Genomic DNA, 26,229 nt, shown 5'->3' on the forward strand with positions numbered 1-26,229 from the left:
GCTACGCCGCGCCGACCCAATTGCCGTGGAAGCCGTCGGGGACGCGGTGGCCGAGCTGCACCAACGCAGCGGGGCCGGCCTCGATATCGGTGGCATTGAATACGGCGAGGTCGCTGCGATTTTCACGCGCGCGCCAGAGCACCGCGAGCAGCCAGCCGTCGCCTTCGGCGGCATCCTTGGATCGCTCGACGAAAACAGGCTCGGAGATGGTGTCGCCGGCCGGCAGCAGGTATTGGCCGAGCCGCCTGCCGTTGCCGTCGACATGGACGATGCCCGACAGCGCGCCGAACATCGGCAGTTTCGGATTGGCGCAGGCGTACCAGCCGTGACGGCTCTTCAGCCCGGCGCGGCGATCGTCGATGCGCGGGAATTCTCCGGTGAGGTCGTCCAGGTAGGTCTGCTGGAAGCGGTCGGTATTGCCTGCGAGATCGAAGGTCCAGCGGCAATGGCGGGCGCGCGATTTCTCGGGATCGGTGGGGCGGCCGTCCGGATGCGGAAACAGCGGCGCTTCCTCGAACTGCATGACGTCGGCGACGATACGGCCCTCGTCCTCCCACGCATTCATGACATGGAAGACGTAGCAGGCTTCGGCACGAAACCAGACGATGTCCTTCGCCGTGCCGCTGCGCTTCATCACGCCGACATAGGCGCCCTTGTCCGGCTCCCAGGCATAGGGCGGCTTTCCGCTCATCGCGCGCTCCATGCTGCCCGTGATCGGCAGGATCGGAAACAGCACATGGTTCGCGGTGACGATGAAGTCGTGCACCATGCTGGCATAGGGCGCCTCAAACCGCTCGAACCGCGTCGCCTTGCCTGTTGCGTCGATCGATCCGTAGGAGAGGGCAGGCGTCAGCGGGCCCGCAGCGTTGTAGCCGAAGAACACTAGCTCGCCGGTGACGGGATCGATCTTGGGATGCGCGGTGAAACTGCCGGCGACGCGGCCCTGGTAGTTGTGATAGCCGCGCGTCGCCAGCGTGCCCGGCTCGATCTCCGTCGGCAGGTGCGCTTCTTCCAGCGCCAGCAGCTTGCCGGCGTGGAAGATGATGTTGGTGTTGGCGACGCCGCCATCGGTCAGGTTTGCCGGCGCATCCGGCAGCTTGCGGCCGAAGCCGCCGAACAGCGCGCGGCCGGCGTCGTGCTCGGCGAGCCATTTCGGCGTGCGGACCCAGCGGTTGCGGTAGCTGGCGCGCCCGTTCTCGAGATGGAAGGCGTGCAGCATCCCATCGCCGACGAACCAGTGCGCGCCGGGCGAATCGAACTGCGGATTGGGGCCGTTGCGATAGAGCGTGCCGTTCAGCTCGCGCGGCAATTCGCCGACGATCTTCAGGAAGGGCGCGTCGGCCTCGAATGGGATCGGCGCGATATTGTTGCTGCGCTCGGCCATGGCGTCGTGCTGCACGGCGAATCCTCCCTTATCTTTACATCGTAAAGATTGAGTAGACCCGATCGCAGCTTTCGTCAAGCGAAATCTTTACACTGTCAATATTGCGTCATATAGCTTGCAAATGGCCAAGACAGACACCAAGGGCGACGCGGCGCGCAGCCCGCGTGCCCTAAGAAAAACCACCTCGACCGCGGCATCGCGCACCTCGCGGCGCGCGAGAAGCGCCAAGACCGAGACGCCGTATCATCACGGCGCGCTCCGCGAAGCGCTGCTCCAGGCCGCCGAACGGGTGCTGGAGCGCGACGGGCTCGCTGGCCTGACGTTGCGCGCGGTGGCGCGCGAGGCCGGCGTCTCGCATGCCGCTCCCACCCATCATTTCGGCGACCTGACGGGCCTGCTCAGCGAGCTCGCGGCCGTCGGCTTCCGCCAGTTCAACGCGGTCATGAACGCTTCGTGCGATGCCGCCACCACGCCGCTCGAAGCCGCGCTGGCGCGGCCGAAAGCCTACATCGCCTATGCGCAGGCCCATCCTGGCATGTACGGCATCATGTTCCGCACCGAGCGGCTGGATTATTCGAGGCCGTCGCTGCACGAGGCGGCCGAGGCATCCTTCGCGGGCCTTACCAATGCGATCGGCATGATGCGGCAGGAGCAGATCAGCGGCGACGCGCTGACGCTGAACCAGGGCGCCGCGATCGCGCGAGCCTGGTCGCTGGTTCACGGCTTCACCATGCTGCTGCTCGACGGACGGCTGAAGGACATTCTCGCGCGGCTGCCGGAGGGAACGACGGCCGAGCGGCTGCTCGAGACGATGCTGACCGCTCCAGTGACCGGTAAGCTGCCCGGCTCCTGATCACCAGGTGTGACGCAACTCTTGCTTTATTCAAGCGTTGATGCGCCATGGCAAAGGCATCGCGCTCTCCCTGGAAACGTGCCAACCCCCGTAAACGCGCGGGTAAGGCATCCAAGCATCTCAGTCCTGCACAGAAATCGGCGGCGAAGGCACGCGCCCGCCGCGCCGGGCGACGCTATCCCAACCTCGTGGACAACATGCGCGTGGCAGCGAAGAAGACCTCCAAGAGGAAGACGCCTTCCAAGTCGAAATCCTCCAAGGCAAAGTCTGCGAAGAAATCTGTCAGGAAAACCGGCAAGCGTAACGCAAAGAAGACCTCAAAGTCCTCGCGCAAGCGCGTCGCCTCCGCGCGCGAAAAGGATCCGCGGGGCGGGCTGACAGCAGCTGGCAGAAAGGCTTTCGCCCGCAAGCAGGGTTCCCATCTGCGACCAGGCGTCACCAAGAAACAATCCGAGATGACCCCGCAGGAAATGCGCCGGAAGGGAAGCTGGGCGGTTCGCTTCTACGGCCGCGCCAAAGTGCCACCGCTGGTCGATGCCAAGGGTCAGCCGACCCGGCACGCATTGTCGGCACATGCCTGGGGCTAGCCTGTTCCGAGGACGGTGGCAGCGGCCAGGCGCATTGCCGCGAAGGGCGAGCGCCTGCTGGCGCGCTACCGCCGCATCAAGGACAATGCCTAGCGCATTGTCGCGAGCTCGACGGCGCGGCCGCGTGTGCCGATGATCTTGACCTCGTCCTTGCCGCAAGCGAAGCCGCGGGCGAGATCGTCGGCGGCCTTGCGCGCGAGCTCGTTGGCGTTCGGGTTGGCGATCGCGTCGACATAGGCGACGTGGCAGACCGGGCCCGGCGGCAGCCGGGTCACCACCAGCATGGCCTTGGTGTTCGGCCGCCCCTGCTTGTCGGGATCGGAATTGTCGGCGATGTGCCAGCGCTGGATGATCGCGAACGGCCTTGCGCCGTCAGCGCGCCATTCGATGGTCGTCTCCGACGAATTGAACGGGGCGAACCAGACTTTTGCCGCCGGTTCCTCAGCTGCTGCCTTGCGGTTGCGTCCGACCGCGACGATCTCGCGAAGGTCGTCCTCGGCGATCAGCACGATCAGGCCGTCCTTGCCCGGACAAACCCGCGTGCTGCTGCCGTCGAGCGCGCCGGGCTTGCCGATCTGCCGGCAATCTTTTGGTGCCGTCGAGGTGTAGCTGCTGCCCAGGGATTGGGCGTCGGCGCTGTTCAGGCCGATGCAAGCCATCAGGACGGCCAAGCCAATAGTAGTGATACGGTTCATGTGAGGCTTTGATGGACTGGAACTTCGTTCCATCAGACGTCTTGATTGTGGGCAAGGTTCAAACAGGGTTGGGATATACCTGACAGAAGCGCGGAATCGTTCTACAAGAGCGGCTTCGCTTGGGCTCCTCCTGCCTCGTTCGCGTTCTCATTTTCTCGATCATGCCAGCCACCTCGAACAAACCTTATCGCGTCGGCCGCTCCAAGACCGGGCTCGGCCTCTTCGCCACCAAGCCGATCAAGAAGGGGACCCGGATCATCCGCTATTTCGGACCGATTCTGGACTCGCGGATTCCCGAGCACGACGAGATCGAGAACAAATATCTGTTCGAGCTCAACGGGCGCTGGACCATCGACGGCTCGGTGCGCAAGAACCTCGCCCGCTACATCAACCATTCCTGCCGGCCCAACGCCGAGTCCGACGTCCGCCCGCGCGAGCGCAAGGTGTTCATCCGCGCCATCAGGAACATCGAGCCGGGCGACGAGATCAATTACGATTACGGCACCGACTATTTCAAAGCCTATCTGAAGCCGATCGGTTGCAAGTGCGACTCCTGCGAGAAGAAGCGCAAGAAGCTGCGCGCCGAGGCGAGGGCGGAAGCCGCCAAGGTGAAGGCGCGGGCCGAACGTAAGGCGCAGAAGGCGGGCGGGAAAACCACCGCTGCGAAAAAGAAGAAGCTGAACGGTAAGCACTTCCCCGGCAAGGTCGGCCGCGCCAAGGCGTAGCCTCGCGCGGCGGCCGCCGGCTTTCACGAGTCCCCCTGATTGATCCTCAGGCTGCCGGCTGAAATGCAGCGGAGTCTCCACGCACTGCGTCATTGCGAGCGAAAGCGACTTGTCCGCCGAAGCCTTGGCGAAGGCGGAAGCAATCCAGAATCCCACCGCGGAAAGACTCTGGATTGCTTCGCTGCGCTCGCAATGACGCTGTTGATACAGCGCGCTCAGATGTCTGACCGTCACCCTGAGGCGGCCGCCTCTTCGGCGGCCCTCGAAGGGCGACGGCCCGCTTGCATCGGGGTCGTTCATACTTCGAGGCTCGCTGCGCGAGCGCCTCTGGCCCCGTAGGATGAATTGAGCCCTTGCGAAACCTATCGCTTTTCCGCGCCGCTCGCCGTACTGGCTGCCTACCGGCGAGGCGTCGGGCAAAACACCCAAAATCTGTCAATCTCGTCGCACAGAAATATATTGCTTTTCCGAATTTCGGATTTATGGCATACGTCCGCCATCCCGGTCCTGCCAGAGGGGCGCTTCGCGATCGTCACGAGATGCGGGCCGGGGTGCGGTGGACGCGGTAGCGCCGGCGCGATTTGCCTGAGGGCAGGGCGGGCAACCGTGAGTCTCAGGCGATGCGCATACGACACGGCGCGGTCAACGCGGCTTGGTTGATGGTCTGGGGTGCGCACACTAAGCCCCGGGCGCCGAGGCCAAATCGTCCGCGGACGGAGAAGTCGTGTGGTCCTGACGCCCGGGGTCTGTGCGTCAAGCCTTGCGGTGATGCGGCGGCCCGACCGGGTGCGCGCATCAGAAGCCGCAAGTCGACGGGGGCAATAGTGCAACGCTCCCCGAGGAGAGCACGAAGGACACCGTTAAAACCATCCGCGCAGGGAAGGCCGGGCGACCGGCATCACCTGTAGTCCACCCCGTGTGCATTTCCTTGTACACGGACTCGGGTGCCGCCGGCGCCCGGCCTTCCCTGCGCCCTCCGGCAACCGAAGGGCGCAAGCAACGAAGCAAAGCTCGGGCGAAATCCGCCGCGAGAACGCGAGGTCATGCATGCATCCGGGTACGATCCGATATGACGAAGCTTTCGCGTTCCCCGATTTTGCGCCGCGGAGCTGGCACGCCAGGATCACGCCGCCACGGCGCGCCCGCTCTTCTTCAAGCCCACATATTGCAGCTCGGCGAACACGCCGGTGGCGATGGCTTGCGCGACGACCATGAGCTGGCCGGCGAGGTTCGGCGACACCGCGCCCGAGAGCAGCAGCGCGATGCTGCCGACGGTCCAGGCGGCGTTGCCGATCACGACCAGCAGCACCAGCGATTTCGCGACCGTGGCCCGCGAGGCGAGCCAGCCGACCAGGGCGGTGTAGGCGATCAGGAACAGGCCGCTCTCGCGCAGCAGCGCTTCGGGCAGGTTGAACAGCGCAGCGAAAGCGCTCGCGCCGAAGGTGAAGCCGAGCGCGGCGACGCCGCTGAAGACGGCGTCGGCGAAGAGGGCGCGGCGCAGGAAGGTGGATGCATCGATCATCTCAGGTCTCCTTGGTTGGGCTGGGGTGGAACTTTAGCGCCGACCGCGCCACCAGGCGCGGAGCAGACGGGCGAGCCGGAACGGGCAGAGGCTCCTGCCGACGCCGTGCTCGAAGGCGATGACCTGCGCGACCACATAGTCGCCGGTCGAATGCAGCAGCGGCTCCGGCATGTTGAGGCTGCGCGCCAGCATCCGCGTTGCGAACGCCATGGCCCAGGGCAAGACGTGGTCTGCGACGGTCCGGTAGAGCAGCAACGCGATCATGGTCATCTCCTGTTGCGACCAAAGATGCGCGTGCTCGTCCCCCATTTCGATTACCTCGGTGGTAATGGAAGCGCCTAAATTCGCGTGCTAGTTTTTGATCATGAACGCACATGCATCCACCGTACGTACCGAACGCAGCCAGCCGGTCCATATCGGCGACCATTTGCGGGAATGGCGGCAGCGCCGCCGCATGAGCCAGCTCGATCTTGCCGGCGAAGCCGAAATCTCGGCGCGGCATTTGAGCTTCGTCGAGACCGGTCGCGCCGCGCCGTCGCGCGACATGGTGCTCAGGCTCGCCGAGCGCCTGGACGTACCCTTGCGCGAACGCAACGTGCTGCTGGTCGCAGCCGGTTTCGCACCGGCCTTTCCGCAGCGCCCCCTGGAGGATCCCGCCTTGAAATCAGCCCGTCAGGCGATCGACCTCGTCTTGAAAGCGCATGAGCCCAATCCGGCGCTCGCGGTGGACCGGCACTGGAACCTGGTCTCCGCCAACCGCATGGTGGCGCCGCTGCTCGATGGCATCCCGCAGCATCTGCTCGGCCAGCCGGTCAACGTGCTGCGGCTGGCCTTCCATCGCGAGGCGCTGGCACCGCGCACGGTCAATCTCGCCGAATGGTGCGGGCACCTCCTGGAGCGGCTGCACCGGCAGTGCGAGGCGACAGCGGATCCGGAGCTGATCAAGCTTTACAATGATCTGAAGAGCTATCCGATTCCAGCGCGCTCGGCCCCGCTGCCAGCCGACAACGTCGCGATCCCGTTCAAGCTGCGGCATGGCGGGGAGATCCTCAGCTTCTTCTCCACCACCATGGTGTTCGGCACGCCGGTCGACATCACCCTGTCGGAGTTGGCGCTGGAGACGTTCTTTCCGGCGGACGAGCGCACCGCCGAACGGCTGAAGCAGATGGCGGCCGGGCTGCGCTAGCGCCGTTTACAGGACGGAGCAGCGCTCGCATAATCGGCGGATGGACACACGCGCGTTCCGGCGATTGCGGCCGGCCAATCCCGTCGGTGATCTCCTGCGCCGCTGGCGCACCCGTCGTGCATTGAGCCAGGCGGAGCTGGCGTTCGAGGCCGGCATTTCGATCAAGCATCTGAGCTATGTCGAGACCGGGAAGGCGGCGGCAAGCCGGGACATCCTGCTGCAGCTCGCCTCCGCGCTCGATCTGTCGTTGCGTGATCGCAATGCGCTGCTCGAGGCCGGCGGCTTCGCGCGGCAATATGGCGAGCGCGATCTGTCGGCGCCGGAGCTTGCCGAGGCGCGGCGTGCCATCGATCTTCTGCTTCTCCGTCACGAGCCGTTCCCGGCAATCGTCACCGACCGGCGCTGGAACGTGATGCAGGCCAATCGCGCCGCCTCGCGCCTGATGACCATGCTGCTTGGCCCTCTACGCATGCAGCGGCCGCTCAACCACATGCGCATGTTCCTCGCTCCCGACGAGCTCAAGCCGTTCGTCGAGAACTGGCCGATTGTTGCGGCCGCGCTGCTGGCACGGGCGCGGCATGAGGCGATGGCCGCGCCGCTCGATGAGGCCCTGCAATCGACCTGGCGCGAATTGATGCGGCTGCCGCAGCTGCCTGAGGCGACCGAGGACAACGCGGCCCCGGGGCCGCTCTGCGAGGTGCGCCTGCGCAAGGGCGATATCGGCGTTGGTTTGATCGGTGCGGTGCTGACGCTCGGCACCCCGCAGGACGTCACGCTGCAGGAGCTTCGCGTCGAGATGTTCATGCCTGTTGATGCCGCCTCCGAGGCCGCCTTGGTCGCGCTTGCAGATCAGGACGCTTGAGCCTGCACGGCTTCGCGCCGCTCGAAGCTCATGGCCTGCATCACCTCCGCGAACGGCCCGTTGCGGTCACTCAGTGTCGCCGTGGTGAGGCCCGCGCCATGGGCGCCGACGCGCGTCGCGGCGCGGATCAGGATCCATTCGCCCTCGGGCGGACGGAAGAAATAGAGGCTGATCTCCGGGTTGATGAAGGTCCATTGGCGCATGTCGACGATCTGCGCGACGCCGCTGGAGAAGTCCGCCGCCTGCACCGCCTGGAGCAGCGGCGTGTTCGGCTCGCCCTCGACCAGCGGCGCATCGAGCCGCATCCAGGCCGCGGCCGGGCCCGGCTTCTCCAGCGCGCCCTCAATGAGCCGCACCGACACGTTCTGGAAATAACGGCTCCATTTCTGCGCGAAGGCGGGCGGCGGGCTGCCGGCCTCGGGGCCCGTGTCGACGGGCGTGGGCCTCGCGAACGGATCGATGGGCGACTCGCCGCTCGGCGCCGTCAGCAGCGCCGTGCAGCGGCCGATCTCGGTCTCGCCGTCCATCAGCCGCACCTGCAGGGTCTTGGCCTTGCGACCGTCGCGCAGCAGCTCGCTGACCGCCCTGAACAGGCGCAGGCCCGCCGGCCGCCACAGATCGAAGGTCAGGCGCCGCACAGCAAAGCCGGATCTGGCGGCGAGGCGCTCGACCTCACGGGTCATCAGCGCGGTGGTGGCGCTTCCCTGCAGCATGTCCGGCGACCACGGCCCGCCGGCATGCTCGGTGGCCCGGAACAGTTCGCCGTCCGGCTTGAAAATGGCGCTCATCGCGGTCTCCCCTTTGGGCTTGATTGTGGTCGTAAGTATCGTGGCCGTAAGTATCGGGGCGGGGAGAACCGGTCACAATAACCGCAGAGGTGAAGTCGTGAGCCATGCAGGACGGGTGCCTTGCGCCGCCCCCGGTTCGGCTTATGTTCGGGCGGACCCTCGAAGTGCCCGAAGGAGGCGCCTGACATGAGCACGCTGAAACCGCTCCAGATCGACGTCGTCTCAGATGTGGTCTGCCCCTGGTGCTATATCGGCAAGCATCGCATCGAGAGCGCGCTGGCGCTGGTGCCTGACGTTCCGGTCAAGCTCAATTTCCGTCCCTTCTTCCTCAATCCCTGGGTGCCGCGCGAGGGCATCAGCCGCGAGGCCTATCTCACCCAGAAGTTCGGCTCGGTCGAAGCCTATAAGGGCATTGCGGGACGCGTCGTCGCGGCCGCGAGCGAGGAGGGGCTCGTCTACAAGCCGGAGCTCGTGGCGCGCCAGCCCAACACGACCGACTGCCATCGCCTGATCCTCTGGGCGGAAGCGATCGGCAAGGCGCCCGAGATGAAGCAGCGCCTGATGGAGCTGTACTTCCGCGACGGCGGCGATCTCACCGATGTGAACGTGCTGGTGCAGGCGGCAGCCGACATCGGCCTCGATGCCGACGACGTGCGCAAGCGCCTCGCCACCGACGAGGACGTCGCGCGCGTCTCGGCAGATGCCCAGGAAGCCGCCGACAAGGGCATCTCCGGCGTGCCGACCTACGTCTTTGCGCAGAAGTACGCCGTCTCCGGCGCGCAGGATCCGAACCTGCTTGCCCGCGCCATCCGACAGGTCTCCGAGGAGATCAACGCGCAGGCGGCGGAGTAGCTTTTTATTTTCGGAGCCGGCGAACCACGCCGCGCGCGGCCTCGTGCGCGGCGTTGAGGCCGACCAGCGCGCCGTGAATGAGCGCCACGACCGGGTCGTGCCGCCGCAGCGGGATCAGCACATCGCCGATGGCGAGGCGTCCGCGCCAGATCGGGTTGATCATGGGGTGATCGGCATTCGCCGTCGAGTCCGCGCTGGCGACGGCGGGGTCGGCGCAGAGATGGCGGGTAAGGTCGAGCGTGAGCTGCACGCCCGGCGAATATTTTGCAAAGCGCTCGTCGATCCCAAGCTTGAAGAAGAAGGCGCGATCCTGATGGCGCAACACGATGCCGGCCGCGACCGGCGTCGCGCCGGCGCGAAGGGTGACGATCTCGCACTGCGCGGTCTCTGCCAGCGCGGGCACTGCGCGGCGGATGAAGGTTGCGTCGCCCGGATGCTGGACCAGCGCGGTGCCCCGCTTGCCCTTCCAGCCGCTCGCTTCGAGCTGCAGGAAGGTTTCGAGCGCACGTCCGATCTGGTCGGAGCTGCGCGCGATCTCGAACACGACGGAGCCGTGCTCCTCGAGACGGTGGCGCTGGCGCCGCAGCTCCTTGAGCTTCTTGGCGCCGAGCGCCTCGCGCAACAGTGCGTCTCCATCCTGCGTCGCATCGAGGCTGGCGCGGATGTAGGAGCTGAGGATTCTCGGCTTCAGGCGGTCGCGCTTCAGCACCTGCTTGAGTGATGCCATGGCTGCGCCGTCGAGCGCGACGTCGGTCAGCACGAGCGCATGCGCGCCGGCCTCGCGCGCCTGCTGCAGCAGACGCTTGGCGGCTTCGAGCGGAGCGTCGCGGTCGAGCAGCGGGCTGCACAGCGTGCCATAGGGATGCGCGCTCACCAGGGCGGGCAGGGGAATCTTCAAAGCGCGCCAGAGTGAGACCACCGGCATCAGGCCGATCAGCCGGGCCGAAGTGCCGTCAAATGCGGCTAGCGCCAAGGCATCCGTGCGACCGCGCGCAGTTGCGCTGACGGCGAGCTCCCAGGCAGGCAGGTAATATCCGTTCGGCTCGATCGCCCGCTGCGCCAGCGCGCGCCATTGGCCGGTGTCGACGGCGGCAAGCGGGACAGGCGCGCGCGCCGTCACGGCATCCCTTGCCGATGCCGGATTGATCGCAGCCTGATGCGCGATGTCGACCACGTCCCGTCGTCCCCGTTCACGCGAGCTGAGCCCGTGCCACCGGTTATGCTTAGCGCAAAGATTGGAAAATACCGTTGGCACGCCGCCGCAATTCGAGCGGTGGTGTTAACATTCCATTCAGCATCCGGCCGCGGCTTGACCCTGAGGAATCGTGGCTAGTCTCCCGGCACGAAATGATCGCGGGTGCTCGCGCGGCCGCCGCTGGTGGTATCGGTGATGGTGATCTCGATGTCGCGGGAGGTCTTCGGCAGGTCGCTGGGCCCAACCTGTACCGACAGCCTGACCTCGCGGGTCTGATCCTGCCCGACCTCGATGATGGGCTTGCCGCCAGGTTCCGCCTCGATGCCGGCGACGCGAATGGTCGCGCCCGGCAGACCGGAGACTTCGAGCGCAAACGATCGCTGTGCACTCTTGTTGAGGATACGCACGGTGTAGTCGTTGCGCACGCCGCCGTCCGAAAGCTGGACGAAGAGGGGATTGCGCTCGTGCAGTACGTTGACGTCCATCGTCGCGCGAGTGGCGAGAGTGTACAGCATGATGCTGCCCACAATGGCGATGGCCGCGGCATAGATCAGCGTGCGCGGACGGATGATGCGGTAGATCGGCGGCTTGCCCTCGCGTCGGCGCTGCATGTTGATGTCGGTGTCGTAGCCGATCAGGCCCTGGGGCCGGCCGATCTCGCGCATGACGTTGTCGCAGGCGTCGATGCACAGGCCGCACTGGATGCAGCCGAGCTGGATGCCGTGGCGGATGTCGACGCCGGTCGGGCAGACATTGATGCACTGATGGCAGTCGACGCAATCGCCGGCGGGATCGCCATGGGCGCGCGCGGCATCCGCCTTCTTCACCGACATGCGCGGCTCGCCGCGGTCACGCCGATAGGTGACGTTGAGCGCCCATTCGTCGGTCAGCGCCGCCTGGATCCGCGGCCACGGGCACATGTAGATGCACATCTGCTCGCGGGCGTGACCGGCAAAGACATAGGTCGTAGCGGTGAGGATGCCGATCCAGAGATAGGCGATGAACGGGGCCTGGAAGGTCGCGAGCTCCTTCACCAGCGTCGGCGCGTCGGAAAAGTAGAGCACCCAGGCGCCGCCGGTCCACCAGGCGATCATGATCCAGAGGAAGTGCTTGAGCGCGACCTTGCGAAGATGGTCGAACGTCCAGTAGCGCTTGTCGCCCTGCATGCGCTCGCGCCGGTCGCCCTCGACCCAACGCTCGACCGCGTAGAACAGGTCGGTCCACACCGTCTGCGGGCACATGTAGCCGCACCACAGCCGTCCCGCGACCGCGTTCATCAGGAACAGAATCATCGCCGCGATGATGAGGAGGCCGGTGAAGTAGTAGACCTCCTGCGGCCACAGCTCGATCAAGAAGAAGTAGAAGCGCCGATGCGGGAAGTCGATCAGCACGGCCTGGTCGGGCAGGCCAGGTCCGCGATTCCAGCGCACGAATGGCAGCAGATAATAGGTCCCGAGCGTGACGCACAGGATCGCCCATTTGATGCGGCGGAAAGGGCCATGCACCGATTGCGGATAGACCTTCCTCCGCTTCTCGTAGAGAGGTCCCTCGATGAAGGTGTCGTCGGTCATCCCATGCTCCCCGCGTTTTGCGAAGGCGAGAGTCCGACTTGCCGGCGCAGAAGAGCCGGCAAAGAATCTCCAGCACTGCGCGGACTTTCGGGCTCGCGATGTTGTAGTATATCGTTTGGCCGTCACGCTTTGGTTTGACCAAGCTCAATGCGCGCATCTTTCCGAGATGCTGGGATAGCGCGGCCATGGTATTTGCGTCCTACGCAAGGGCGCTCTCGCTCAGGAGAGGTCATGGTCACGACGTCTTTTACGCCGATCGCGTCGCTCGTTGGCGGTGCGATGATTGGCCTCGCGGCCGTTCTGCTGATGTGGGCAACGGGTCGGATCGCAGGCGTCAGCGGCATCGCGGCGCGGCTGTTTCCGCCCTATGAGGACAGCGAACTCGCTGGGCGCCTTGCCTTCGTCGCCGGTCTTGCTGCTGCGCCCGTGCTGGTCCGGCTCGTCACCGGAGGTCTGCCGGAGCAGACGATCGCGGCGGGGCCGGCCCTCCTGATCATCGGCGGATTGCTCACGGGTTTCGGTTCGGTGTGGGGCAGCGGCTGCACCTCGGGCCACGGCGTTTGCGGCCTGTCGCGGCTGTCGGTGCGCTCGCTGGTTGCGACCATCACCTTCATGGCCGCCGGCATGGCGACCGTGTTCTTGATGCGGCACTGGAACTGACGGCGATGGCAATCCTGGTTCAATTCGCGATTGGGCTGATCTTCGGCCTCGGCCTCATCGTCTCCGGCATGTCGAACCCCGCAAAGGTGCTGAACTTCCTGGACGTCGCCGGCATTCAGGCAGGGACATGGGATGCAAGCCTCGCCTTCGTGATGGCGGGCGCGGTGGCCGTGACCTTCGTCGGCTTCAGCCGCGTTCTCAAGCTTCCGCGTCCATTCTTCGCTGATCGATTCTATTTGCCGACGCGGCGAGACATCGATCCCAGGATCGTCGCAGGTCCGGCGATCTTCGGCATCGGCTGGGGGCTGGTAGGCTTTTGCCCGGGGCCGGCGCTGACCGCGCTCGGATTTGGCTCGCTCTCCGCCGTCATCTTTGTCGTGGCGATGTGCGCCGGCATGGTGCTCGCCCGCTTCATCGCTCAGCTGCCGTCATCGACGCGCTACATCACGCCGGCCGATCCACTCGAAACCTGAGGTCACGGGACCGGGCGAATAGTCTCGCCCGGTCTCCGACCATCAAGCCTTCATCGCTCACCAGCTACCGACGCCGACGCTGACGCCGGGCGCGCGAATGCCGACGCCGGCGCGCGGGCCGTCATCGTAGTGGCGATGATAGCTCCGGCGCTCATAGTAGCGGTCGCGCGGCATGTAATTGTAGGAATCGCGCACGATCACGCGCGACCCGCCGCGCGTGCGATAGCAGCGACCATCCTCGTCGCAGACGAGTCGCACCTGCTGCACGAGATCCGGATTGGTGTATTCGCTGGTCGTATAGATATCGGAAGCCTTGGCCCCCGAGGCGGCGGCCAAGGCCCCCACGCCTGCCAGCAGCGCAATAGTCAACGTCCTCATCATGTCCTCCTCGAAACTGCCCTCGGCGGTAACAAGAAGGGGAGGCGGTGATCGTTCCGGGTCATCTACAGGTTTTTCCCGGAACTTGTCGTCAGGGGCGGGTTCCTAGATCGGCTCGTAAGTCTCCGTGCCGCAGATGTCGTCGGCGTCGGCGCGCCGGCGGTCCACGACCCTGCCGTCGTTGATCGTCACGATGTAGGTCTGGGCGCCGAGCGACGTACCGGTCGCCGAGGTGAGCTGCGCGCGGACGCACGCGGTCCAGCCCGGTCCTCGCAGCTCACGATGCGGCGGGGCGACGTGAACCTCGCGCGGATAGGACGTTGCGAGAAAGACGACGTCGATCTGCTCGCGCACCACGCGCTTGACGTCGGGCGGCGCTTCCGGCGGCTGCTCGGGCTCCTTCATGCGCATGAATTCCGGCACCGGTGCGCGGCTGTCGGCAAAGCCGCAGGCACCGAGCGCAAGCGCGCCAATGAGCAGCGCCGCATGAGCAATGATCCGCAACATCCGTGAAAGGTCCCCTGCGGGCCGACAGATAGGCACGAATGCGATCGGACGAAGTCCAGGCCGATCAAGATTTGCTGAGGTCCCGGAACCCGGACATCGCTATTCCGCGATTGGGGGCTGGCTTGTACCCCAGAGGTGGGGGATTGCGGTAATGCGGATTCTGGTCATCACGCCGCCGTGCTGGCGCTGAGGGCCGCCTCAGCGCAGGCGCAGTGCCCGCCCAATGACCGCGTCGAGTCGATCGACGTTGCGGGGCTCATCATCGCTCGCGGGTGTTACGCGCGTGATTGCGAGCCAGTCATGATGGTGGTGTGCACGCGATGCGAACCTTCGTTCACATCGCGCCCGCTATTGCACGAAAGCGAGGCCGACGCGCTTGTCGCTGCGCCAAACTGTGCGACAATGCCGTACGAAATGGTCACAGGCGATCGAGAGCGTGACCGATTGCGGCAACATGACGGGAGTGTCGAGGTCGATCGCCGCGCCGCCCGCCGACATGTTTCGCACCGTGCAAGGAATGCCGCTGTTTTCGAACGTGATCTTTCCGCCCTTGAAAACACGGTGACGTTGCGATGTGCGCTTCTCAATCATCTGCATCAGTCCTGCCGATGAGTATGAAGTAGTGCATAGAAATTACGTTGAACTAAACTCAATACTGGCGCTACTTGCACGGCGTTTCAGACTTTGTTTACGACGTTAGAGCGGCGAGCCGCTCGTGCGAACCTGCCCAAAGAGCCTACCCAAAGAGCCTACCCAAGTGCCTTTCCTTTATGGCGTGACACGCCGATGGAGATATTGATGAAGACTTCGCTTTCGATTTTGTTCGCCGCAGCGCTCTCGCTGGCCTCGATACCCGCCCACGCCGTCAAGTGGGACCTCTCGACCATGACCTGCAAGCAGTTCCTCGAGAGCGGCGAGGACAACATCGGCGTCGTGCTGACCTGGATGGACGGCTGGTACAAGGGCGACGAAGACAACGCGATCATCGACACCGCCGTCTTCATCGAGAATGCCAAGAAGTTCGGCGCCTATTGCGGAAAGAATCCGACCGTCAGCGTCGTCACCGCGGCCGACGAGATCCTCGGCAAGTGACATTGCCGGCGCAATGACGGCAAGCGCGATCGCGCTTGCTGTCCCGACCCGATTTCCATCGAGAGCCGCGTCGAGCCTTGCGCTTCGCGCGGCTCTCTTGTTTTCAGGGCGCGTTCACCCCGGCAGCATCGCGAACGCGCTCGACACCATCGCGGCCGGCTTGCCGTCGGCGGCCGAGAGCAGCGTGACGCGGCCAAAGCTCATGGTGCGCCCGAGCCGCACCACGCGCGCATCCGCCAGCACGTCGGACGCGGCGATCGCGCGCATGAAATGCGTGGTCTGATCGACCGTGGTCATGGGACGGTAGCCGCGATTGGCCGCGAGGATCGCGATCACCATTGCGGTATCGGCGAGCGCCATCAGGGCCTGGCCGCAGACCACGCCGCCGTTGCGGCACAGCCGCTCCGAAAACGGCATGCGCAGCAGCGCGCCGGGCTGCCAATCCGGGACGTCCGCGGGCGGCACATGCTCGATGCGCTCGACCGCGAGGTTGAGGTCCTGGACCCAGGGCGCAAAGACCTCGCCGATGATGCGTCTGGCGTCGGCGGGGCCGAACTCGGCTTCTGGCTGCGTTTGCATTGCTGTCGCGCTCTCCTGTGTTGCCGGATGTTTCACCGCATTGTGCGCGCATCCGCGAGGCAAAGTCACCCGGTCTGGCGCCGGCCGCCTCGGCTTGAAAATGCCTGACTTGGCCCGATATGATGCCTGGCTTGGGTAGGGGTGGATGATGTTGCGTCGCTGTATCCTCGTCTTTTGCATGGGCCTGCTCGGTCTCGCGCTGAGCGGGTGCACCAAATGCGGTCCGATCTGGGACGATTGGCTGCAGACGCCCAAATCATGCCGATCGGATCGGCACTAGCGGCCACCGGTCGTGACCGGGCTGACGAGGATGACAGGGCACGGGGCGATCCGCGCCTCATGGAAGACTTAAGGAGTGAATGATGAAGCTTTTCCGTTTGGCCGCGGTGCTGGCCGTGCTGGCGGGACCTGCCTACGCGCAAATGCCCAACATCAATTTGATGCAGGATGCTCCGAGCAAGTCCCCGGAGGAGAAGGCCATCGAGGCCGAGCGCGAGAAGGCCTACAAGGAAACGCTGAAGAAGATTCCGGATTCCAAGCCGTCCAGCGATCCCTGGGGCGGCATGCGCGCCGAACAGCCGAAGCAGCCGGCGGCGCCGAAGGCGTCGGCCGCAACCAGTGCGCCGAAGAAGACCAAGAGCGGGACGGCCGCCAACTGACCCGTTCCGGGGACGCACAATGCTCCTCGGAAGGACTCCTCTTGATCCGGCCCGCGCCCTACATTGTCGGTAGCGTAGTGCGCAGAGGAAGGCAGGACATGGCCGATCGTCCGCGGGATCTCGCCGAGCGGATGGCGCGCCGGCGCAAGGCGGCCGGCAAGCCCGGCCAGTCCGCCGGCGATGGCTATCTGCGCGAGACCTTCACGCTGCCGCGGGCGGCGGCACGGGAGCGGGCGCAGGCCTTCTTCGCCCGCTACCCCAAGGCCGGCTATATGAGCGAGGTCGAGACCTGGCGCGAATTGCCCGGCGGCGATATCGAGTTCACCATGCGTCGGCTGCCCAGCGCCGACTGACGCGCGCTATGGCGCAGAGGGCGAAACGGTTCAGGCCGTCTTTCGCCCGATCGCCTTCAGCTCGCGGTCGATGCGCAGCTGCACGCGCCGGATCGCCAGCAGGTCGATCCGGGTCTCGGTCTTGCCGGTCTTGATCCGGTCGCCGATGCGAAACTGCCATTGCCAGATTCCGGGAATCGCCGTCTTGGCGATGGTGAACTCGACGCCCCTGTGATTCATGGTCACCTCCCACGATTCACCCTCATGCCTGCAAACATGTTGGTCGTCGCAATATTCCGCAGAAAGCAAAATGTCGCCCACGGCCTCCGTGGTTCTCCGACCATGAACAAAGTTCCTGGAGCCCGGACGCGATGCGTTCGGCAGGCCGCGGTTCCAACCTGCGGCGCCGGATCCGCTTTAGGTTAACGGCATGTGCCTTGCTTGCCCGACTCGCGGGCAAGCAACCATGGGCGCCTCATGCTCGGCATTCCCCGCCGCTACTCGCATTTCGTCTTCGGCATCATCCAGTCCGGGCTGACCTCGCTGATCGCGGCGGGGATCGCCAGCTTTCCCGCCGGCAGCCCGATGCTCTTCGTGCGGCACTGGATGGTGTCATGGCTGATCGCATGGGCCGCGATGCTGCCGGTCGTGCTGCTGGCGGCGCCCGCGATCCGCGCCTTCTCGCTGCGCCTGACGCAGGAGGAGCAGGAGCCCCGCGCTGGCCGGTAGCCGGGCGACCCTAGCCGGCTGGCTGACGACAGCCTGACAGGCGGACCGCCGGCAGGTGCGCGATCGAAAGGCCGCACACTGGCCCCGTACCGGTCCCAATTTCGACATCCGTCCGCACCACTGCGGACACACCCGTCGGCAAGATTTTATCCGTTCGGCGCAGCCATGGGGGAAACGTGGCGCGCCGGAAACGGGGTGGCATCATATGGATAACGTAGAGCGGTCATTCGCCGCCGCGACGGCGGCTGGCTTCGTCGTGCTGGTGATAGGTCTGGTTTTGCTGGCGGTGCTCTAGCAGGCGCTGCTGCAGACGGAACTGACGTGCTGGGCCGTCCTATCGAAGGCGCCGGCGCGCCTTGCCTCTCAAAAGTGGCAAAACAACCCCATGCACAGTAGGGGTCCTGGCGATTTCATCGCTTCGCCAAGGGGTTGCTGGTAGTATTTAGCTACCTGGTGCATCCGCGGTCGCGGCGCCCCGACCGGCGATGCCGATCGGAGGTTCCGGGCAAGGAACAGAGCGGAGTGCCGCATCGCGGGCGGGCCTGGCCCGCTCCGGACGGCGGTCCTGGCAGTGCCTAATGAACCTTGATCTCGTTCAGCGGCAGACGGAGCTCGGCGGCGCGCTCTTCGCGGTCCTTCTTGCGGAACTCGTTTTCCTTGCGCTCGAACTTCACCATCTCCTCGTGGGCGGCGTCCAGCAGCGGCTTTCGCCTCAGCGTGTCGTGGTGCGTGTCGTTGTTCGTCATGACCAGAGATCCCCAAAAGTTGCGGTCCCATCCCCACAGAAGGCCCGAGACCGCGAAAGGTTCGGTGCCGTAGGATTACGGAAACATGACGGCGCCCCGGTCGCGCGTCGTTGATCCCGGTCATGTTCGCTTCGAGGAACCCGGCGCAGGCCCGGCTATTTCGGCGGCTGCAGCCCTGGCGATTTGACCCAATCGTTCAGATGATTGGCAACGTCGGCCTGGCGCGCCTTCTTGAGCAGCGCGTCCCGCTCCGGCCCGGGAGGTAGCTTGGACGCCTGCTCGCGGACCTGCTTCACCCATGCCGACAGCCGGTCCTGAAGGGTCAGTTGCTGCTTGAAACGTCGTCGCTTCAACATGGCGCGCTCTTTCCTTGCGAGGAGGCGGGAGCGCGAGGTCAGCGTTCTCATCACCGATAGTGGCCAGGGTCCGCGCGGTGATGATGCATTAGGATCCAGAAATGGATCCGCGTCTGTTCAGTTGTGCACGCAGTGCGGACGGCGTGACGATCCAGCATGGCCGGTTCGACCAGCTCCGTTGTCTCCTGGTCCAGTCAAAATCGGGCAAAAGAACATATTGCGAACCTAGAACAAATGGGGTACATTGCTTTTATCGCCGAGCTGCCTCGCAACCGTTTGTCCCTCACGCGAATCCTCGCCATAAGGAGCACGACCAATGTCCGCAACTGCCCTGCGTATCGTCGAAGGATCCTCCATGGACAAGAGTAAAGCTCTGGCCGCCGCGCTCTCCCAGATCGAGCGGCAGTTCGGCAAGGGCTCGGTGATGAAGCTCGGCAAGAACGACCGCTCCATGGACATCGAGGCGGTGTCCTCCGGCTCGCTCGGGCTCGATATCGCGCTCGGCATCGGCGGCCTGCCCAAGGGGCGCATCGTCGAGATCTACGGGCCGGAATCGTCCGGCAAGACCACGCTGGCGCTGCATACGGTGGCGGAAGCGCAGAAGAAGGGTGGCATCTGCGCCTTCATCGATGCCGAGCACGCGCTCGATCCGGTCTATGCCCGCAAGCTCGGCGTCAACATCGACGAGCTCCTGATCTCGCAGCCCGACACCGGCGAGCAGGCGCTGGAGATCTGCGACACCCTGGTGCGCTCGGGCGCGGTCGATGTTCTCGTGGTCGATTCGGTGGCGGCGCTGGTGCCGAAGGCCGAGCTCGAGGGCGAGATGGGCGATGCGCTGCCGGGACTTCAAGCACGGTTGATGAGCCAGGCGCTGCGCAAGCTCACGGCCTCCATCAACAAATCCAACACGATGGTGATCTTCATCAACCAGATCCGCATGAAGATCGGTGTGATGTACGGCTCGCCGGAAACCACCACCGGCGGCAATGCGCTGAAATTCTACGCCTCCGTCCGCCTCGACATCCGCCGCATCGGCGCGATCAAGGAGCGCGACGAGGTGGTCGGCAACACCACGCGCGTCAAGGTGGTCAAGAACAAGCTGGCCCCGCCGTTCAAGCAGGTCGAGTTCGACATCATGTACGGCGAGGGCGTCTCCAAGATGGGCGAGATCCTCGATCTCGGCGTCAAGGCCGGCATCGTCGAGAAGTCCGGCGCCTGGTTCTCCTATGACAGCCAGCGCCTCGGCCAGGGCCGCGAGAACGCCAAGGCGTTCCTGAAAGGCAACCCCGACATCACCGCCAAGATCGAGACCGCGATCCGCCAGAACTCCGGCCTGATCGCCGAGCAGATCCTGGCCGGCACGCCGGAGCGCGACGCCGACGGCGAGGAGCCGGCGGACGAGTAAGACCTAACGCGAAAATTTTTCGCGAGGAGCGGGCACTGAGGACGTTGAGTTGCCGACGTCTTCGGTGCCCGTTTCGTGTTGCGTGAGGGCGCGTCGACGATGAAGCGTGTGATTCTGACTAGTTCGTCCGGCGTTGGTCTCACCTATGCCGGTCGTGCTGACATGGTCGTCCCGTTGATCTTTCGGTTCGTTTGGGGGCCGTTGCCTACGTCGCACCACCTCGAGGACTATCTTACGGGAGGCTATTACAGGGGCGATCCGGAGGTGCGGTGGTCCGATCTTGTTGGCCGGTTGCCTCAGACCGGTCTCGCGCACAAGGAGACTGGCCTGGTTTGGTTTTGCGAGACCTATGGCGTCGAGTTCATCGAGCTGTGGTTCGACCCTGAGCCTAACAGTCAATTGCAACTGATCTGGATCCTGGACTATTTGCGGTCCCATCCATCGATCACCCATTGTCTTAGACTGCGACGAGTCAATTTCGATCTGCGCGAAGCGGACGGCCCGCAACTTCGCGATCGTACGGTGCGGGAATCGGAGATCGCAGAGTGCGACTTCGAGATAGCCAACATGGCCTGGGAGGCGTATCGGGCGCCGACGCCTGAACTTTGCTTCGGGTTGCTGACAAGGGATTTACCCAGGCTACCTTTCCTGAAGCCGGCTCTGGAAGCGTTGCTAGCTGAACTGCCGTCACCAATCACCGGATTGGGCGCGACGGAGGCGCGGCTTATCGAGCTGATTGCAAGGGGGCACAACCGTACAAAAGAACTGTTTCAGCCGGGCGGGCTGCTCGAAACGCGCGTGTTCGACCAGTGGGAGCTGGGTCCGTTGCTCGAAGGGCTTGCGTCGGGCCCGATGCCGGCGGTCGCAGGTCTCGATCCGAAACTCGCGACGCTCGCCCCGCACGATGCGCGAGGTCGCAACGCCGCCTATCGTCGGAGCCGGTTGTCGCTGACTGAATTTGGCAAAGCGGTTCTGGAAGGCCGCGAAGATTTCCGTCGCCACAATCCGATTCGACGTTGGTGGGGCGGCACGCTGCTCACCAATGAACGGCTTTGGCGGTGGGATGGCGAGCGCCGGTTGTTGATTGCGCCCTAGCGGCGCACGCAGTGCCGTAGGGCCGAAGGCGTAATCCACCACCGTTCGGTTCAGCGGACGCAGAAGTGGTGGGTTACGTCTCGCGGACTGCGCTTCGCGCAGCCGCGAGGCTAACTCACCCTACAAATCCTACTCCGCGGCTTCCGCGTAATCGCTCACCGGCGGGCAGGAGCACACCAGGTTGCGGTCGCCGTAGACGTTGTCGACGCGGCCGACGGGGCACCAATATTTGTCGGTGCGCGAGACGCCGTCGGGGAAGCAACCTTCGCTGCGGGTGTAGGCGCGCTTCCAATCGTCGTCGGCGATGTCGTGCACGGTGTGCGGGGCGTGGCGCAAGGGCGAGGCTGCGATCTCAAAGCGACCGGCCTCGACCTCGGCGATTTCCTTGCGGATCGCGATCATGGCGTCGCAAAAACGATCCAGCTCGGCCTTGGATTCCGATTCGGTCGGCTCGATCATCAGCGTGCCCGGTACCGGGAAGCTCATGGTCGGGGCGTGGAAGCCGTAATCGATCAGGCGCTTTGCGATGTCGTCGACGGTGACGCCACTCGTCGTCTTCAGCGGACGCGGATCGACGATGCACTCATGCGCGACGCGTCCCTTCTCGTTCTTGTAGAGCACCGGGAAATGCGGATCGAGGCGCGCTGCGATGTAATTGGCGTTGAGGATCGCGATCTCGGTGGCGCGCTTCAGGCCTTCACCGCCCATCATCAGGATGTAGATGTAGGAGATGGTAAGGATCGACGCCGAACCGAACGGCGCGGCCGAGACCGGACCGACCGGCGCGTCTGCCTTCGTCGCGGGGTGGCCGGGGAGGAACGGGGCGAGATGCGCCTTGACGCCGATCGGGCCCATGCCGGGGCCGCCGCCGCCATGCGGGATGCAGAAGGTCTTGTGCAGGTTGAGATGGCTGACGTCGGCGCCGTAATCGCCGGGCCTGGAAAGGCCGACCTGCGCATTGAGGTTGGCGCCGTCGAGATACACCTGGCCGCCATGGCCGTGCACGATGTCGCAGATCTCGCGGATGTGCTCCTCGAACACGCCGTGGGTCGAGGGATAGGTGATCATGACAGCTGCGAGGTCGTTCGCGTGCTTCTCCGCCTTGGCGCGGAGATCATTGACGTCGACGTCGCCGTTCTTCTCGCAAGACACCACCACCACGTCCATGCCGACCATCGCGGCCGAGGCCGGATTGGTGCCGTGGGCGGAGGAGGGGATCAGGCAGATCTTGCGATGGCCCTGTCCGCGCGCGGCATGATAGCCGCGGATCGCGAGCAGCCCGGCATATTCGCCCTGCGCGCCCGAGTTCGGCTGCAGCGAGATCGCGTCATAGCCGGTGATGTCGCAGAGCCATTTCTCCAGGCGTGCGAACAGCGCGTGATAGCCTTGAGCTTGCTCGCGCGGGGCGAACGGATGCAGCGAGCCGAATTCCGGCCAGGTCAGCGGCATCATCTCGGTGGTCGCGTTCAGCTTCATGGTGCAGGATCCCAGCGGGATCATGGCGCGGTCGAGCGCGAGGTCGCGATCACTGAGCTTGCGCATGTAGCGCAGCATCTCGGTTTCCGAGCGATGCGCATGGAAGACGGGATGGGTCAGGAACGCGGTCCCGCGCTTCAAGTCGTCCGGCAGCGCCTCGCGCGTCTCGGCGTCGATCTCGGCATAGGCAAGCTTGCCGCCGAAGGCGCGCCAGACGGCTTCGACCGTCGCGGGCGTCGTGGTCTCGTCGAGCGCGATGCGAAGGGCGGTATCACTGATGCCGAGATTGATCTTCTCGGCCAAAGCGCGCGCGACGATCTCCTCGTGCTTGCCGCTGCAATCGACGCTGAGCGTGTCGAAGAAGCTTTCGCTGGCAGGCGCAAAGCCGAGCTTGCGCAGGCCGGTCGCGAGCACGGCGGTGCGGCGGTGGACGTTGCGCGCGATCTGCGTGAGGCCCTCGGGGCCGTGATAGACCGCGTACATCGAGGCGATCACGGCGAGCAGCACCTGCGCGGTGCAGATGTTGGATGTCGCCTTCTCGCGGCGGATGTGCTGCTCGCGGGTCTGCAGCGCGAGGCGATAGGCCGGCGCACCGCGGGAATCGACGGAGAGGCCGACGATGCGGCCGGGCAGCGAACGCTTCAGCGCATCGCGCACCGCCATATAGGCCGCGTGCGGTCCGCCATAGCCCATCGGCACGCCGAAGCGCTGGGCCGAGCCGATCGCGATGTCGGCGCCCAGTTCGCCGGGCGAGGCGAGCAGCGTCAGCGCCAGCAGGTCGGCGGCAACGATGGCGAGCGCGCCCTTGGCCTTCAGCGCCGCGATCGCGGGCCTGAGATCGCGCAGCGCGCCGGATGAGCCCGGGTATTGCAGCAGCGCACCGAGCACGTCCGCTTTGTCGAGATCGGTGAGGGGATCGCCGACGACCAGGGTCCACCCCAGCGGCTCGGCGCGGGTGCGCATCACCGCCAGCGTCTGCGGATGCACGTCCTTGTCGACGAAGAAGGCTTTTGCCTTCACCTGCGAGTGGCGCTCGGCGAGCGCCATGGCTTCGGCCGCCGCGGTGGCTTCATCGAGCAGCGAGGCGTTGGCGACGTCGAGCCCGGTGAGGTCGCAGATCATGGTCTGGAAGTTGAGCAGCGCTTCCAGCCGGCCCTGGCTGATCTCGGGCTGGTAGGGCGTATAGGCCGTATACCAGGCCGGGTTCTCCAGGATGTTGCGCTGGATCACCGCAGGCAGGATGGTGCCTGAATAGCCCTGGCCGATCAGCGAGGTGAACACCTGGTTTTGACGCGCAAGCTCGGTCATGTGCGCGATCGCCTCGGTCTCGCTCAAGGGCTTGCCCAGATCGAGCGGGGCGGCCTGCCGGATCGAGGCCGGCAAGGTCTCCGCGATCAGCGCATCGACGCTCTTGGCGCCGACCGCCTCCAGCATCGCGGTGACGTCTCGCGCGGACGGGCCGATGTGGCGGCGGACGAAACTGGCGGTGTCGCCGTTGGATTTGCGGTGCGCGGTCATCATGGGTCCTCGCTTCAGGTCTTCTGTCGTCGCCGTCATGCCCGGGCCTGTCCCGGGCATCCACGTTCTTCGTGCCGTGAGAAGGCCGTGGATGGCCGGGACAAGCCCGGCCATGACGATGTGAAAAGATCGCGCTTCATCTCACGCGGTATGCGCCTTGTAGGCAGCTTCATCCATGAGGCCGCCGAGCTCGCTTCTGTCGGCAATCTTGATCTTGAAGAACCAGGCCTTGCCTTGCGCGTCCGAGTTCACCAGCGCCGGCTCGGATGCGAGCTCGGCGTTGGTCTCGAGCACTTCGCCAGAGATCGGCGCGTAGACGTCGGAGGCCGCCTTGACGGATTCGACGACCGCGGCGGCTTCGGCCTTCTTCAGCGCGCGGCCGACCTTGGGCAGCTCGACGAACACGACGTCGCCGAGCTGCTGCTGCGCGTAATCGGTGATGCCGACGGTGGCGACATCGCCGTCGATCGCCAGCCATTCGTGATCAGAGGTGTACAGCGTCGTGGTCATTTCGAATCCTCAGCGTTTGTAGGTGTTCTTGACGAAGGGCATGGCGGCGACCTGCAAGGGCAGTCGCTGGCCGCGCACCTCGGCGAAGAGCTTTGTGCCAAGCGCGCTCAGATTCGTGGGCACGTAGCCCATCGCAACCGGCGCATTCAGGCTCGGGCCGAAACCGCCCGAGGTGACTTGTCCGATCGGCTCGCCGCCCGCGTCATTCGCAAACAGCAGCGCGCCCTCGCGCACCGGCGCGCGGCCTTCGGCGCGCAAGCCGACGCGGCGGCGGGATGCGCCGCCATCGAAATGGGCGAGGATCTTCGCAGCGCCGGGAAAGCCGCCGGTGCGCGCGCCGCCGCTGCGGCGGCTTTTCTGCACCGACCATTCCAGCGCGGCCTCGACCGGCGTGGTCGTGGTGTCGATGTCGTGGCCGTACAGGCAGAGCCCGGCTTCCAGCCGCAGACTGTCGCGGGCCCCGAGGCCAATCGGGAGCACGTCGGGATTTTCCAGCAGCATTTTTGCCAGGCGTTCGGCATCGCCTGATGGAACCGAGATCTCGAAGCCGTCCTCGCCGGTGTAGCCGGAGCGCGAGACGAAGCACTTGATGCCGGCGACCTCATGCGGGCCGGCATCCATGAATTTCATGGCTGATACCTCTGCACAGAATTTCGCCAGCGCCGCCTCCGCCTTCGGGCCCTGCAACGCGATCAGCGCGCGGTCGGCAAGCTGCTCGATCACGCAGGCGTCGGACAGGTTGGCGCGCAGATGCGCCTCGTCCTCGGCCTTGCAGGCGGCGTTGACGACCAGGAACAGGTGATCGCCGAAATTGGCGACCATCAGGTCGTCGAGAATGCCGCCGTCGTCATTGGTGAACTGGGCGTAGCGCTGCCGCCCCCCGGCGATCGCCACGATATCCTGCGGCACCAGCCGCTCCAGCGCGCGGGCGGCGTCCTCCACATTGCCGGATTTCGGCCGGAGCGCGAGCTGGCCCATGTGGGAGACGTCGAACAGGCCCGCTTTGGTGCGGGTATGGAGGTGCTCCTTCAAGATGCCCGCGGGGTACTGCACGGGCATGTCATAGCCCGCGAACGGCACCATCTTGCCGCCCAGGGACACATGGAGGTCGTAGAGGGGGGTGCGTTTCAGGGAGTCTTGGTCGTGCGCTAGCATCTTGAGGGCCCTCGGCGGTTCCCCGGGGAGGATTCCCCGATGGACACCAGTCGAAGCCCCATCTGTCGCTGTGCCTGAGAGTATTATCCCGTCGGCGGACGCTGTCCGGGCCTAGACCCGTCGGCGCCTCTTTCCAGATGCTGTCAAAGCCACGCGGTCCTTTTGCCTGAGAGTTTCCGGGGCGGTTGCTCCTTCGGCGCCGGCTACCAAGTGCCGGTCTCTCCCGACGTGGCCGTACGATACAGATGGGTAGAGACCACAGCGGAGCCAAGCCTGTCAACGCGTCCGCGCGCCCTATCCAACGGGATTGCAAGGGGATTGAGCGCCTGCGGCAACCCT

At 65.2% G+C, this 26,229-nt stretch carries 31 protein-coding genes, 1 pseudogene and 1 riboswitch; of the genes and pseudogenes, 14 read left to right on the forward strand and 18 right to left on the reverse strand.

The window, feature by feature from the left end; all coding sequences use genetic code 11:
• Position 1: 1 nt before the first annotated feature.
• Positions 2-1,399, reverse strand: a complete 1,398-nt coding sequence (locus XF30_RS15230; RefSeq protein ID WP_109143193.1) for a carotenoid oxygenase family protein — start codon at positions 1,397-1,399, stop codon at positions 2-4.
• Positions 1,400-1,505: 106 nt separating this feature from the next.
• Between XF30_RS15230 and XF30_RS15235 the strand changes: the two genes are divergently transcribed.
• The gene (locus tag XF30_RS15235; RefSeq protein ID WP_109143194.1) at positions 1,506-2,237 is read left to right on the forward strand and encodes a TetR/AcrR family transcriptional regulator; all 732 of its coding nucleotides are present in this window, start codon (positions 1,506-1,508) and stop codon (positions 2,235-2,237) included.
• 47 nt (positions 2,238-2,284) lie between these two features.
• Positions 2,285-2,824, forward strand: coding sequence for a DUF6321 domain-containing protein (locus tag XF30_RS15240; protein WP_244608957.1), 540 nt, complete (start codon positions 2,285-2,287; stop codon positions 2,822-2,824).
• Between the two features lie 89 nt (positions 2,825-2,913).
• Here XF30_RS15240 and XF30_RS15245 read toward each other — a convergent pair whose 3' ends face one another.
• A complete protein-coding gene (locus XF30_RS15245; RefSeq protein WP_036013042.1) occupies positions 2,914-3,519 on the reverse strand; it encodes a hypothetical protein in 606 nt (201 codons plus the stop codon).
• Between the two features lie 161 nt (positions 3,520-3,680).
• Here XF30_RS15245 and XF30_RS15250 point away from each other — a divergent pair, with 161 nt between their 5' ends.
• Positions 3,681-4,244, forward strand: a complete 564-nt coding sequence (locus XF30_RS15250) for an SET domain-containing protein (protein WP_109145723.1) — start codon at positions 3,681-3,683, stop codon at positions 4,242-4,244.
• A gap of 1,123 nt (positions 4,245-5,367) precedes the next feature.
• On the opposite strand, the gene XF30_RS15255 is transcribed toward XF30_RS15250, so the two are convergent.
• Positions 5,368-5,766: a hypothetical protein gene (locus XF30_RS15255; RefSeq protein WP_109143195.1), complete on the reverse strand. Its 399-nt coding sequence runs from the start codon at positions 5,764-5,766 to the stop codon at positions 5,368-5,370.
• A gap of 33 nt (positions 5,767-5,799) precedes the next feature.
• The gene (locus tag XF30_RS15260) at positions 5,800-6,030 is read right to left on the reverse strand and encodes a hypothetical protein (RefSeq protein ID WP_192893150.1); all 231 of its coding nucleotides are present in this window, start codon (positions 6,028-6,030) and stop codon (positions 5,800-5,802) included.
• Positions 6,031-6,130: 100 nt separating this feature from the next.
• Between XF30_RS15260 and XF30_RS15265 the strand changes: the two genes are divergently transcribed.
• On the forward strand, positions 6,131-6,952 hold the full coding sequence (locus XF30_RS15265; RefSeq protein ID WP_109143196.1) for a helix-turn-helix domain-containing protein: 822 nt from the start codon (positions 6,131-6,133) through the stop codon (positions 6,950-6,952).
• A gap of 40 nt (positions 6,953-6,992) precedes the next feature.
• Positions 6,993-7,814, forward strand: coding sequence for a helix-turn-helix domain-containing protein (locus tag XF30_RS15270; RefSeq protein ID WP_109143197.1), 822 nt, complete (start codon positions 6,993-6,995; stop codon positions 7,812-7,814).
• Here XF30_RS15270 and XF30_RS15275 read toward each other — a convergent pair.
• The gene (locus tag XF30_RS15275) at positions 7,802-8,602 is read right to left on the reverse strand and encodes a thioesterase family protein (RefSeq protein WP_109143198.1); all 801 of its coding nucleotides are present in this window, start codon (positions 8,600-8,602) and stop codon (positions 7,802-7,804) included. The genes XF30_RS15270 and XF30_RS15275 overlap by 13 nt on opposite strands.
• A gap of 186 nt (positions 8,603-8,788) precedes the next feature.
• Between XF30_RS15275 and XF30_RS15280 the strand changes: the two genes are divergently transcribed.
• Complete coding sequence (locus XF30_RS15280) at positions 8,789-9,454, forward strand: DsbA family oxidoreductase (protein WP_036043828.1); 666 nt, start codon at positions 8,789-8,791, stop codon at positions 9,452-9,454.
• 4 nt (positions 9,455-9,458) lie between these two features.
• Here the strand turns inward: XF30_RS15280 and XF30_RS15285 are convergent, their stop codons facing one another.
• The 3 genes and pseudogenes from XF30_RS15285 to XF30_RS39370 form a co-directional block, all read right to left on the reverse strand.
• Positions 9,459-10,628: a GNAT family N-acetyltransferase gene (locus tag XF30_RS15285; RefSeq protein ID WP_109143199.1), complete on the reverse strand. Its 1,170-nt coding sequence runs from the start codon at positions 10,626-10,628 to the stop codon at positions 9,459-9,461.
• 155 nt (positions 10,629-10,783) lie between these two features.
• Positions 10,784-12,220 (reverse strand): cytochrome c oxidase accessory protein CcoG, encoded by a 1,437-nt coding sequence (gene ccoG, locus XF30_RS15290; protein ID WP_109143200.1) that lies wholly within the window; start codon positions 12,218-12,220, stop codon positions 10,784-10,786.
• A gap of 43 nt (positions 12,221-12,263) precedes the next feature.
• A pseudogene (locus XF30_RS39370) lies at positions 12,264-12,404 on the reverse strand (ArsR/SmtB family transcription factor); the annotation flags it as partial.
• A gap of 47 nt (positions 12,405-12,451) precedes the next feature.
• Here XF30_RS39370 and XF30_RS15300 point away from each other — a divergent pair.
• Positions 12,452-12,880, forward strand: coding sequence for a YeeE/YedE family protein (locus tag XF30_RS15300; RefSeq protein WP_036013017.1), 429 nt, complete (start codon positions 12,452-12,454; stop codon positions 12,878-12,880).
• A 5-nt stretch (positions 12,881-12,885) separates the two neighbouring features.
• On the forward strand, positions 12,886-13,353 hold the full coding sequence (locus tag XF30_RS15305; RefSeq protein ID WP_036013015.1) for a DUF6691 family protein: 468 nt from the start codon (positions 12,886-12,888) through the stop codon (positions 13,351-13,353).
• 57 nt (positions 13,354-13,410) lie between these two features.
• Here the strand turns inward: XF30_RS15305 and XF30_RS15310 are convergent, their stop codons facing one another.
• The 3 genes from XF30_RS15310 to XF30_RS15320 all read right to left on the reverse strand — a co-directional run bounded on the left by XF30_RS15310 (position 13,411) and on the right by XF30_RS15320 (position 14,835).
• Positions 13,411-13,734: a hypothetical protein gene (locus XF30_RS15310; protein ID WP_036013014.1), complete on the reverse strand. Its 324-nt coding sequence runs from the start codon at positions 13,732-13,734 to the stop codon at positions 13,411-13,413.
• 102 nt (positions 13,735-13,836) lie between these two features.
• On the reverse strand, positions 13,837-14,238 hold the full coding sequence (locus XF30_RS15315) for a hypothetical protein (protein ID WP_036027875.1): 402 nt from the start codon (positions 14,236-14,238) through the stop codon (positions 13,837-13,839).
• A gap of 348 nt (positions 14,239-14,586) precedes the next feature.
• Entirely contained in the window at positions 14,587-14,835 is a 249-nt protein-coding gene (locus tag XF30_RS15320; protein ID WP_225147583.1) for a PilZ domain-containing protein, read from the reverse strand.
• A gap of 201 nt (positions 14,836-15,036) precedes the next feature.
• Between XF30_RS15320 and XF30_RS15325 the strand changes: the two genes are divergently transcribed.
• Entirely contained in the window at positions 15,037-15,330 is a 294-nt protein-coding gene (locus tag XF30_RS15325; protein WP_192893151.1) for an HdeA family protein, read from the forward strand.
• Between the two features lie 114 nt (positions 15,331-15,444).
• Here XF30_RS15325 and XF30_RS15330 read toward each other — a convergent pair whose 3' ends face one another.
• Positions 15,445-15,909 (reverse strand): PaaI family thioesterase, encoded by a 465-nt coding sequence (locus XF30_RS15330; protein WP_109143202.1) that lies wholly within the window; start codon positions 15,907-15,909, stop codon positions 15,445-15,447.
• Between the two features lie 362 nt (positions 15,910-16,271).
• Between XF30_RS15330 and XF30_RS15340 the strand changes: the two genes are divergently transcribed.
• The gene (locus XF30_RS15340) at positions 16,272-16,568 is read left to right on the forward strand and encodes a hypothetical protein (RefSeq protein ID WP_109145724.1); all 297 of its coding nucleotides are present in this window, start codon (positions 16,272-16,274) and stop codon (positions 16,566-16,568) included.
• Positions 16,569-16,666: 98 nt separating this feature from the next.
• Positions 16,667-16,921: a hypothetical protein gene (locus XF30_RS15345; RefSeq protein WP_036013009.1), complete on the forward strand. Its 255-nt coding sequence runs from the start codon at positions 16,667-16,669 to the stop codon at positions 16,919-16,921.
• A 30-nt stretch (positions 16,922-16,951) separates the two neighbouring features.
• Here XF30_RS15345 and XF30_RS15350 read toward each other — a convergent pair whose 3' ends face one another.
• Positions 16,952-17,140 (reverse strand): hypothetical protein, encoded by a 189-nt coding sequence (locus XF30_RS15350; RefSeq protein WP_109143203.1) that lies wholly within the window; start codon positions 17,138-17,140, stop codon positions 16,952-16,954.
• Positions 17,141-17,377: 237 nt separating this feature from the next.
• Here XF30_RS15350 and XF30_RS15355 point away from each other — a divergent pair, with 237 nt between their 5' ends.
• Positions 17,378-17,629: a DUF2798 domain-containing protein gene (locus XF30_RS15355; protein ID WP_109143204.1), complete on the forward strand. Its 252-nt coding sequence runs from the start codon at positions 17,378-17,380 to the stop codon at positions 17,627-17,629.
• Positions 17,630-18,204: 575 nt separating this feature from the next.
• On the opposite strand, the gene XF30_RS15360 is transcribed toward XF30_RS15355, so the two are convergent.
• Positions 18,205-18,375, reverse strand: a complete 171-nt coding sequence (locus tag XF30_RS15360; protein WP_109143205.1) for a hypothetical protein — start codon at positions 18,373-18,375, stop codon at positions 18,205-18,207.
• A 155-nt stretch (positions 18,376-18,530) separates the two neighbouring features.
• Positions 18,531-18,731, reverse strand: a complete 201-nt coding sequence (locus tag XF30_RS15365) for a hypothetical protein (RefSeq protein ID WP_109145725.1) — start codon at positions 18,729-18,731, stop codon at positions 18,531-18,533.
• A gap of 316 nt (positions 18,732-19,047) precedes the next feature.
• Between XF30_RS15365 and recA the strand changes: the two genes are divergently transcribed.
• Positions 19,048-20,136 carry a recombinase RecA gene (recA, locus tag XF30_RS15370; RefSeq protein WP_027577058.1) on the forward strand — a complete coding sequence of 363 codons (1,089 nt, stop codon included), beginning with the start codon at positions 19,048-19,050 and terminating at the stop codon, positions 20,134-20,136.
• 99 nt (positions 20,137-20,235) lie between these two features.
• Positions 20,236-21,231, forward strand: a complete 996-nt coding sequence (locus XF30_RS15375) for a hypothetical protein (protein ID WP_036012995.1) — start codon at positions 20,236-20,238, stop codon at positions 21,229-21,231.
• Positions 21,232-21,360: 129 nt separating this feature from the next.
• Here the strand turns inward: XF30_RS15375 and gcvP are convergent, their stop codons facing one another.
• From gcvP to gcvT, 3 genes are all read right to left on the reverse strand, one after another.
• Entirely contained in the window at positions 21,361-24,225 is a 2,865-nt protein-coding gene (gene gcvP, locus XF30_RS15380; RefSeq protein WP_192893416.1) for an aminomethyl-transferring glycine dehydrogenase, read from the reverse strand.
• A gap of 141 nt (positions 24,226-24,366) precedes the next feature.
• Positions 24,367-24,735: a glycine cleavage system protein GcvH gene (gene gcvH, locus XF30_RS15385; protein ID WP_109143207.1), complete on the reverse strand. Its 369-nt coding sequence runs from the start codon at positions 24,733-24,735 to the stop codon at positions 24,367-24,369.
• A 9-nt stretch (positions 24,736-24,744) separates the two neighbouring features.
• Positions 24,745-25,890, reverse strand: a complete 1,146-nt coding sequence (gene gcvT / locus XF30_RS15390; protein ID WP_109143208.1) for a glycine cleavage system aminomethyltransferase GcvT — start codon at positions 25,888-25,890, stop codon at positions 24,745-24,747.
• Between the two features lie 145 nt (positions 25,891-26,035).
• Positions 26,036-26,126: riboswitch (glycine riboswitch) on the reverse strand.
• Positions 26,127-26,229 lie beyond the last annotated feature (103 nt).

Source organism: Bradyrhizobium sp. SUTN9-2 (assembly GCF_003122645.1).
GTDB lineage: Bacteria > Pseudomonadota > Alphaproteobacteria > Rhizobiales > Xanthobacteraceae > Bradyrhizobium > Bradyrhizobium yuanmingense.

Excerpts from the sequence above, each read along its gene's own strand:
- XF30_RS15250 (WP_109145723.1), top strand. The coding sequence starts at position 3,681 with ATGCCAGCCACCTCGAACAAACCTTATCGCGTCGGCCGCTCCAAGACC.
- XF30_RS15300 (WP_036013017.1), top strand. The coding sequence starts at position 12,452 with ATGGTCACGACGTCTTTTACGCCGATCGCGTCGCTCGTTGGCGGTGCG.
- gcvH (WP_109143207.1), bottom strand. The coding sequence starts at position 24,735 with ATGACCACGACGCTGTACACCTCTGATCACGAATGGCTGGCGATCGAC.
- XF30_RS15365 (WP_109145725.1), bottom strand. The coding sequence starts at position 18,731 with ATGTTGAAGCGACGACGTTTCAAGCAGCAACTGACCCTTCAGGACCGG.
- XF30_RS15280 (WP_036043828.1), top strand. The coding sequence starts at position 8,789 with ATGAGCACGCTGAAACCGCTCCAGATCGACGTCGTCTCAGATGTGGTC.
- XF30_RS15245 (WP_036013042.1), bottom strand. The coding sequence starts at position 3,519 with ATGAACCGTATCACTACTATTGGCTTGGCCGTCCTGATGGCTTGCATC.
- XF30_RS15305 (WP_036013015.1), top strand. The coding sequence starts at position 12,886 with ATGGCAATCCTGGTTCAATTCGCGATTGGGCTGATCTTCGGCCTCGGC.
- XF30_RS15260 (WP_192893150.1), bottom strand. The coding sequence starts at position 6,030 with ATGATCGCGTTGCTGCTCTACCGGACCGTCGCAGACCACGTCTTGCCC.
- XF30_RS15345 (WP_036013009.1), top strand. The coding sequence starts at position 16,667 with ATGGCCGATCGTCCGCGGGATCTCGCCGAGCGGATGGCGCGCCGGCGC.
- XF30_RS15240 (WP_244608957.1), top strand. The coding sequence starts at position 2,285 with ATGGCAAAGGCATCGCGCTCTCCCTGGAAACGTGCCAACCCCCGTAAA.
- XF30_RS15350 (WP_109143203.1), bottom strand. The coding sequence starts at position 17,140 with ATGAATCACAGGGGCGTCGAGTTCACCATCGCCAAGACGGCGATTCCC.
- XF30_RS15340 (WP_109145724.1), top strand. The coding sequence starts at position 16,272 with ATGAAGCTTTTCCGTTTGGCCGCGGTGCTGGCCGTGCTGGCGGGACCT.
- XF30_RS15355 (WP_109143204.1), top strand. The coding sequence starts at position 17,378 with ATGCTCGGCATTCCCCGCCGCTACTCGCATTTCGTCTTCGGCATCATC.
- XF30_RS15310 (WP_036013014.1), bottom strand. The coding sequence starts at position 13,734 with ATGATGAGGACGTTGACTATTGCGCTGCTGGCAGGCGTGGGGGCCTTG.
- XF30_RS15275 (WP_109143198.1), bottom strand. The coding sequence starts at position 8,602 with ATGAGCGCCATTTTCAAGCCGGACGGCGAACTGTTCCGGGCCACCGAG.
- XF30_RS15325 (WP_192893151.1), top strand. The coding sequence starts at position 15,037 with ATGAAGACTTCGCTTTCGATTTTGTTCGCCGCAGCGCTCTCGCTGGCC.
- ccoG (WP_109143200.1), bottom strand. The coding sequence starts at position 12,220 with ATGACCGACGACACCTTCATCGAGGGACCTCTCTACGAGAAGCGGAGG.
- XF30_RS15320 (WP_225147583.1), bottom strand. The coding sequence starts at position 14,835 with ATGCAGATGATTGAGAAGCGCACATCGCAACGTCACCGTGTTTTCAAG.
- XF30_RS15235 (WP_109143194.1), top strand. The coding sequence starts at position 1,506 with ATGGCCAAGACAGACACCAAGGGCGACGCGGCGCGCAGCCCGCGTGCC.
- gcvT (WP_109143208.1), bottom strand. The coding sequence starts at position 25,890 with ATGCTAGCGCACGACCAAGACTCCCTGAAACGCACCCCCCTCTACGAC.
- XF30_RS15330 (WP_109143202.1), bottom strand. The coding sequence starts at position 15,909 with ATGCAAACGCAGCCAGAAGCCGAGTTCGGCCCCGCCGACGCCAGACGC.
- XF30_RS15270 (WP_109143197.1), top strand. The coding sequence starts at position 6,993 with ATGGACACACGCGCGTTCCGGCGATTGCGGCCGGCCAATCCCGTCGGT.
- recA (WP_027577058.1), top strand. The coding sequence starts at position 19,048 with ATGTCCGCAACTGCCCTGCGTATCGTCGAAGGATCCTCCATGGACAAG.
- gcvP (WP_192893416.1), bottom strand. The coding sequence starts at position 24,225 with ATGACCGCGCACCGCAAATCCAACGGCGACACCGCCAGTTTCGTCCGC.
- XF30_RS15255 (WP_109143195.1), bottom strand. The coding sequence starts at position 5,766 with ATGATCGATGCATCCACCTTCCTGCGCCGCGCCCTCTTCGCCGACGCC.
- XF30_RS15265 (WP_109143196.1), top strand. The coding sequence starts at position 6,131 with ATGAACGCACATGCATCCACCGTACGTACCGAACGCAGCCAGCCGGTC.
- XF30_RS15375 (WP_036012995.1), top strand. The coding sequence starts at position 20,236 with ATGAAGCGTGTGATTCTGACTAGTTCGTCCGGCGTTGGTCTCACCTAT.
- XF30_RS15315 (WP_036027875.1), bottom strand. The coding sequence starts at position 14,238 with ATGTTGCGGATCATTGCTCATGCGGCGCTGCTCATTGGCGCGCTTGCG.
- XF30_RS15360 (WP_109143205.1), bottom strand. The coding sequence starts at position 18,375 with ATGACGAACAACGACACGCACCACGACACGCTGAGGCGAAAGCCGCTG.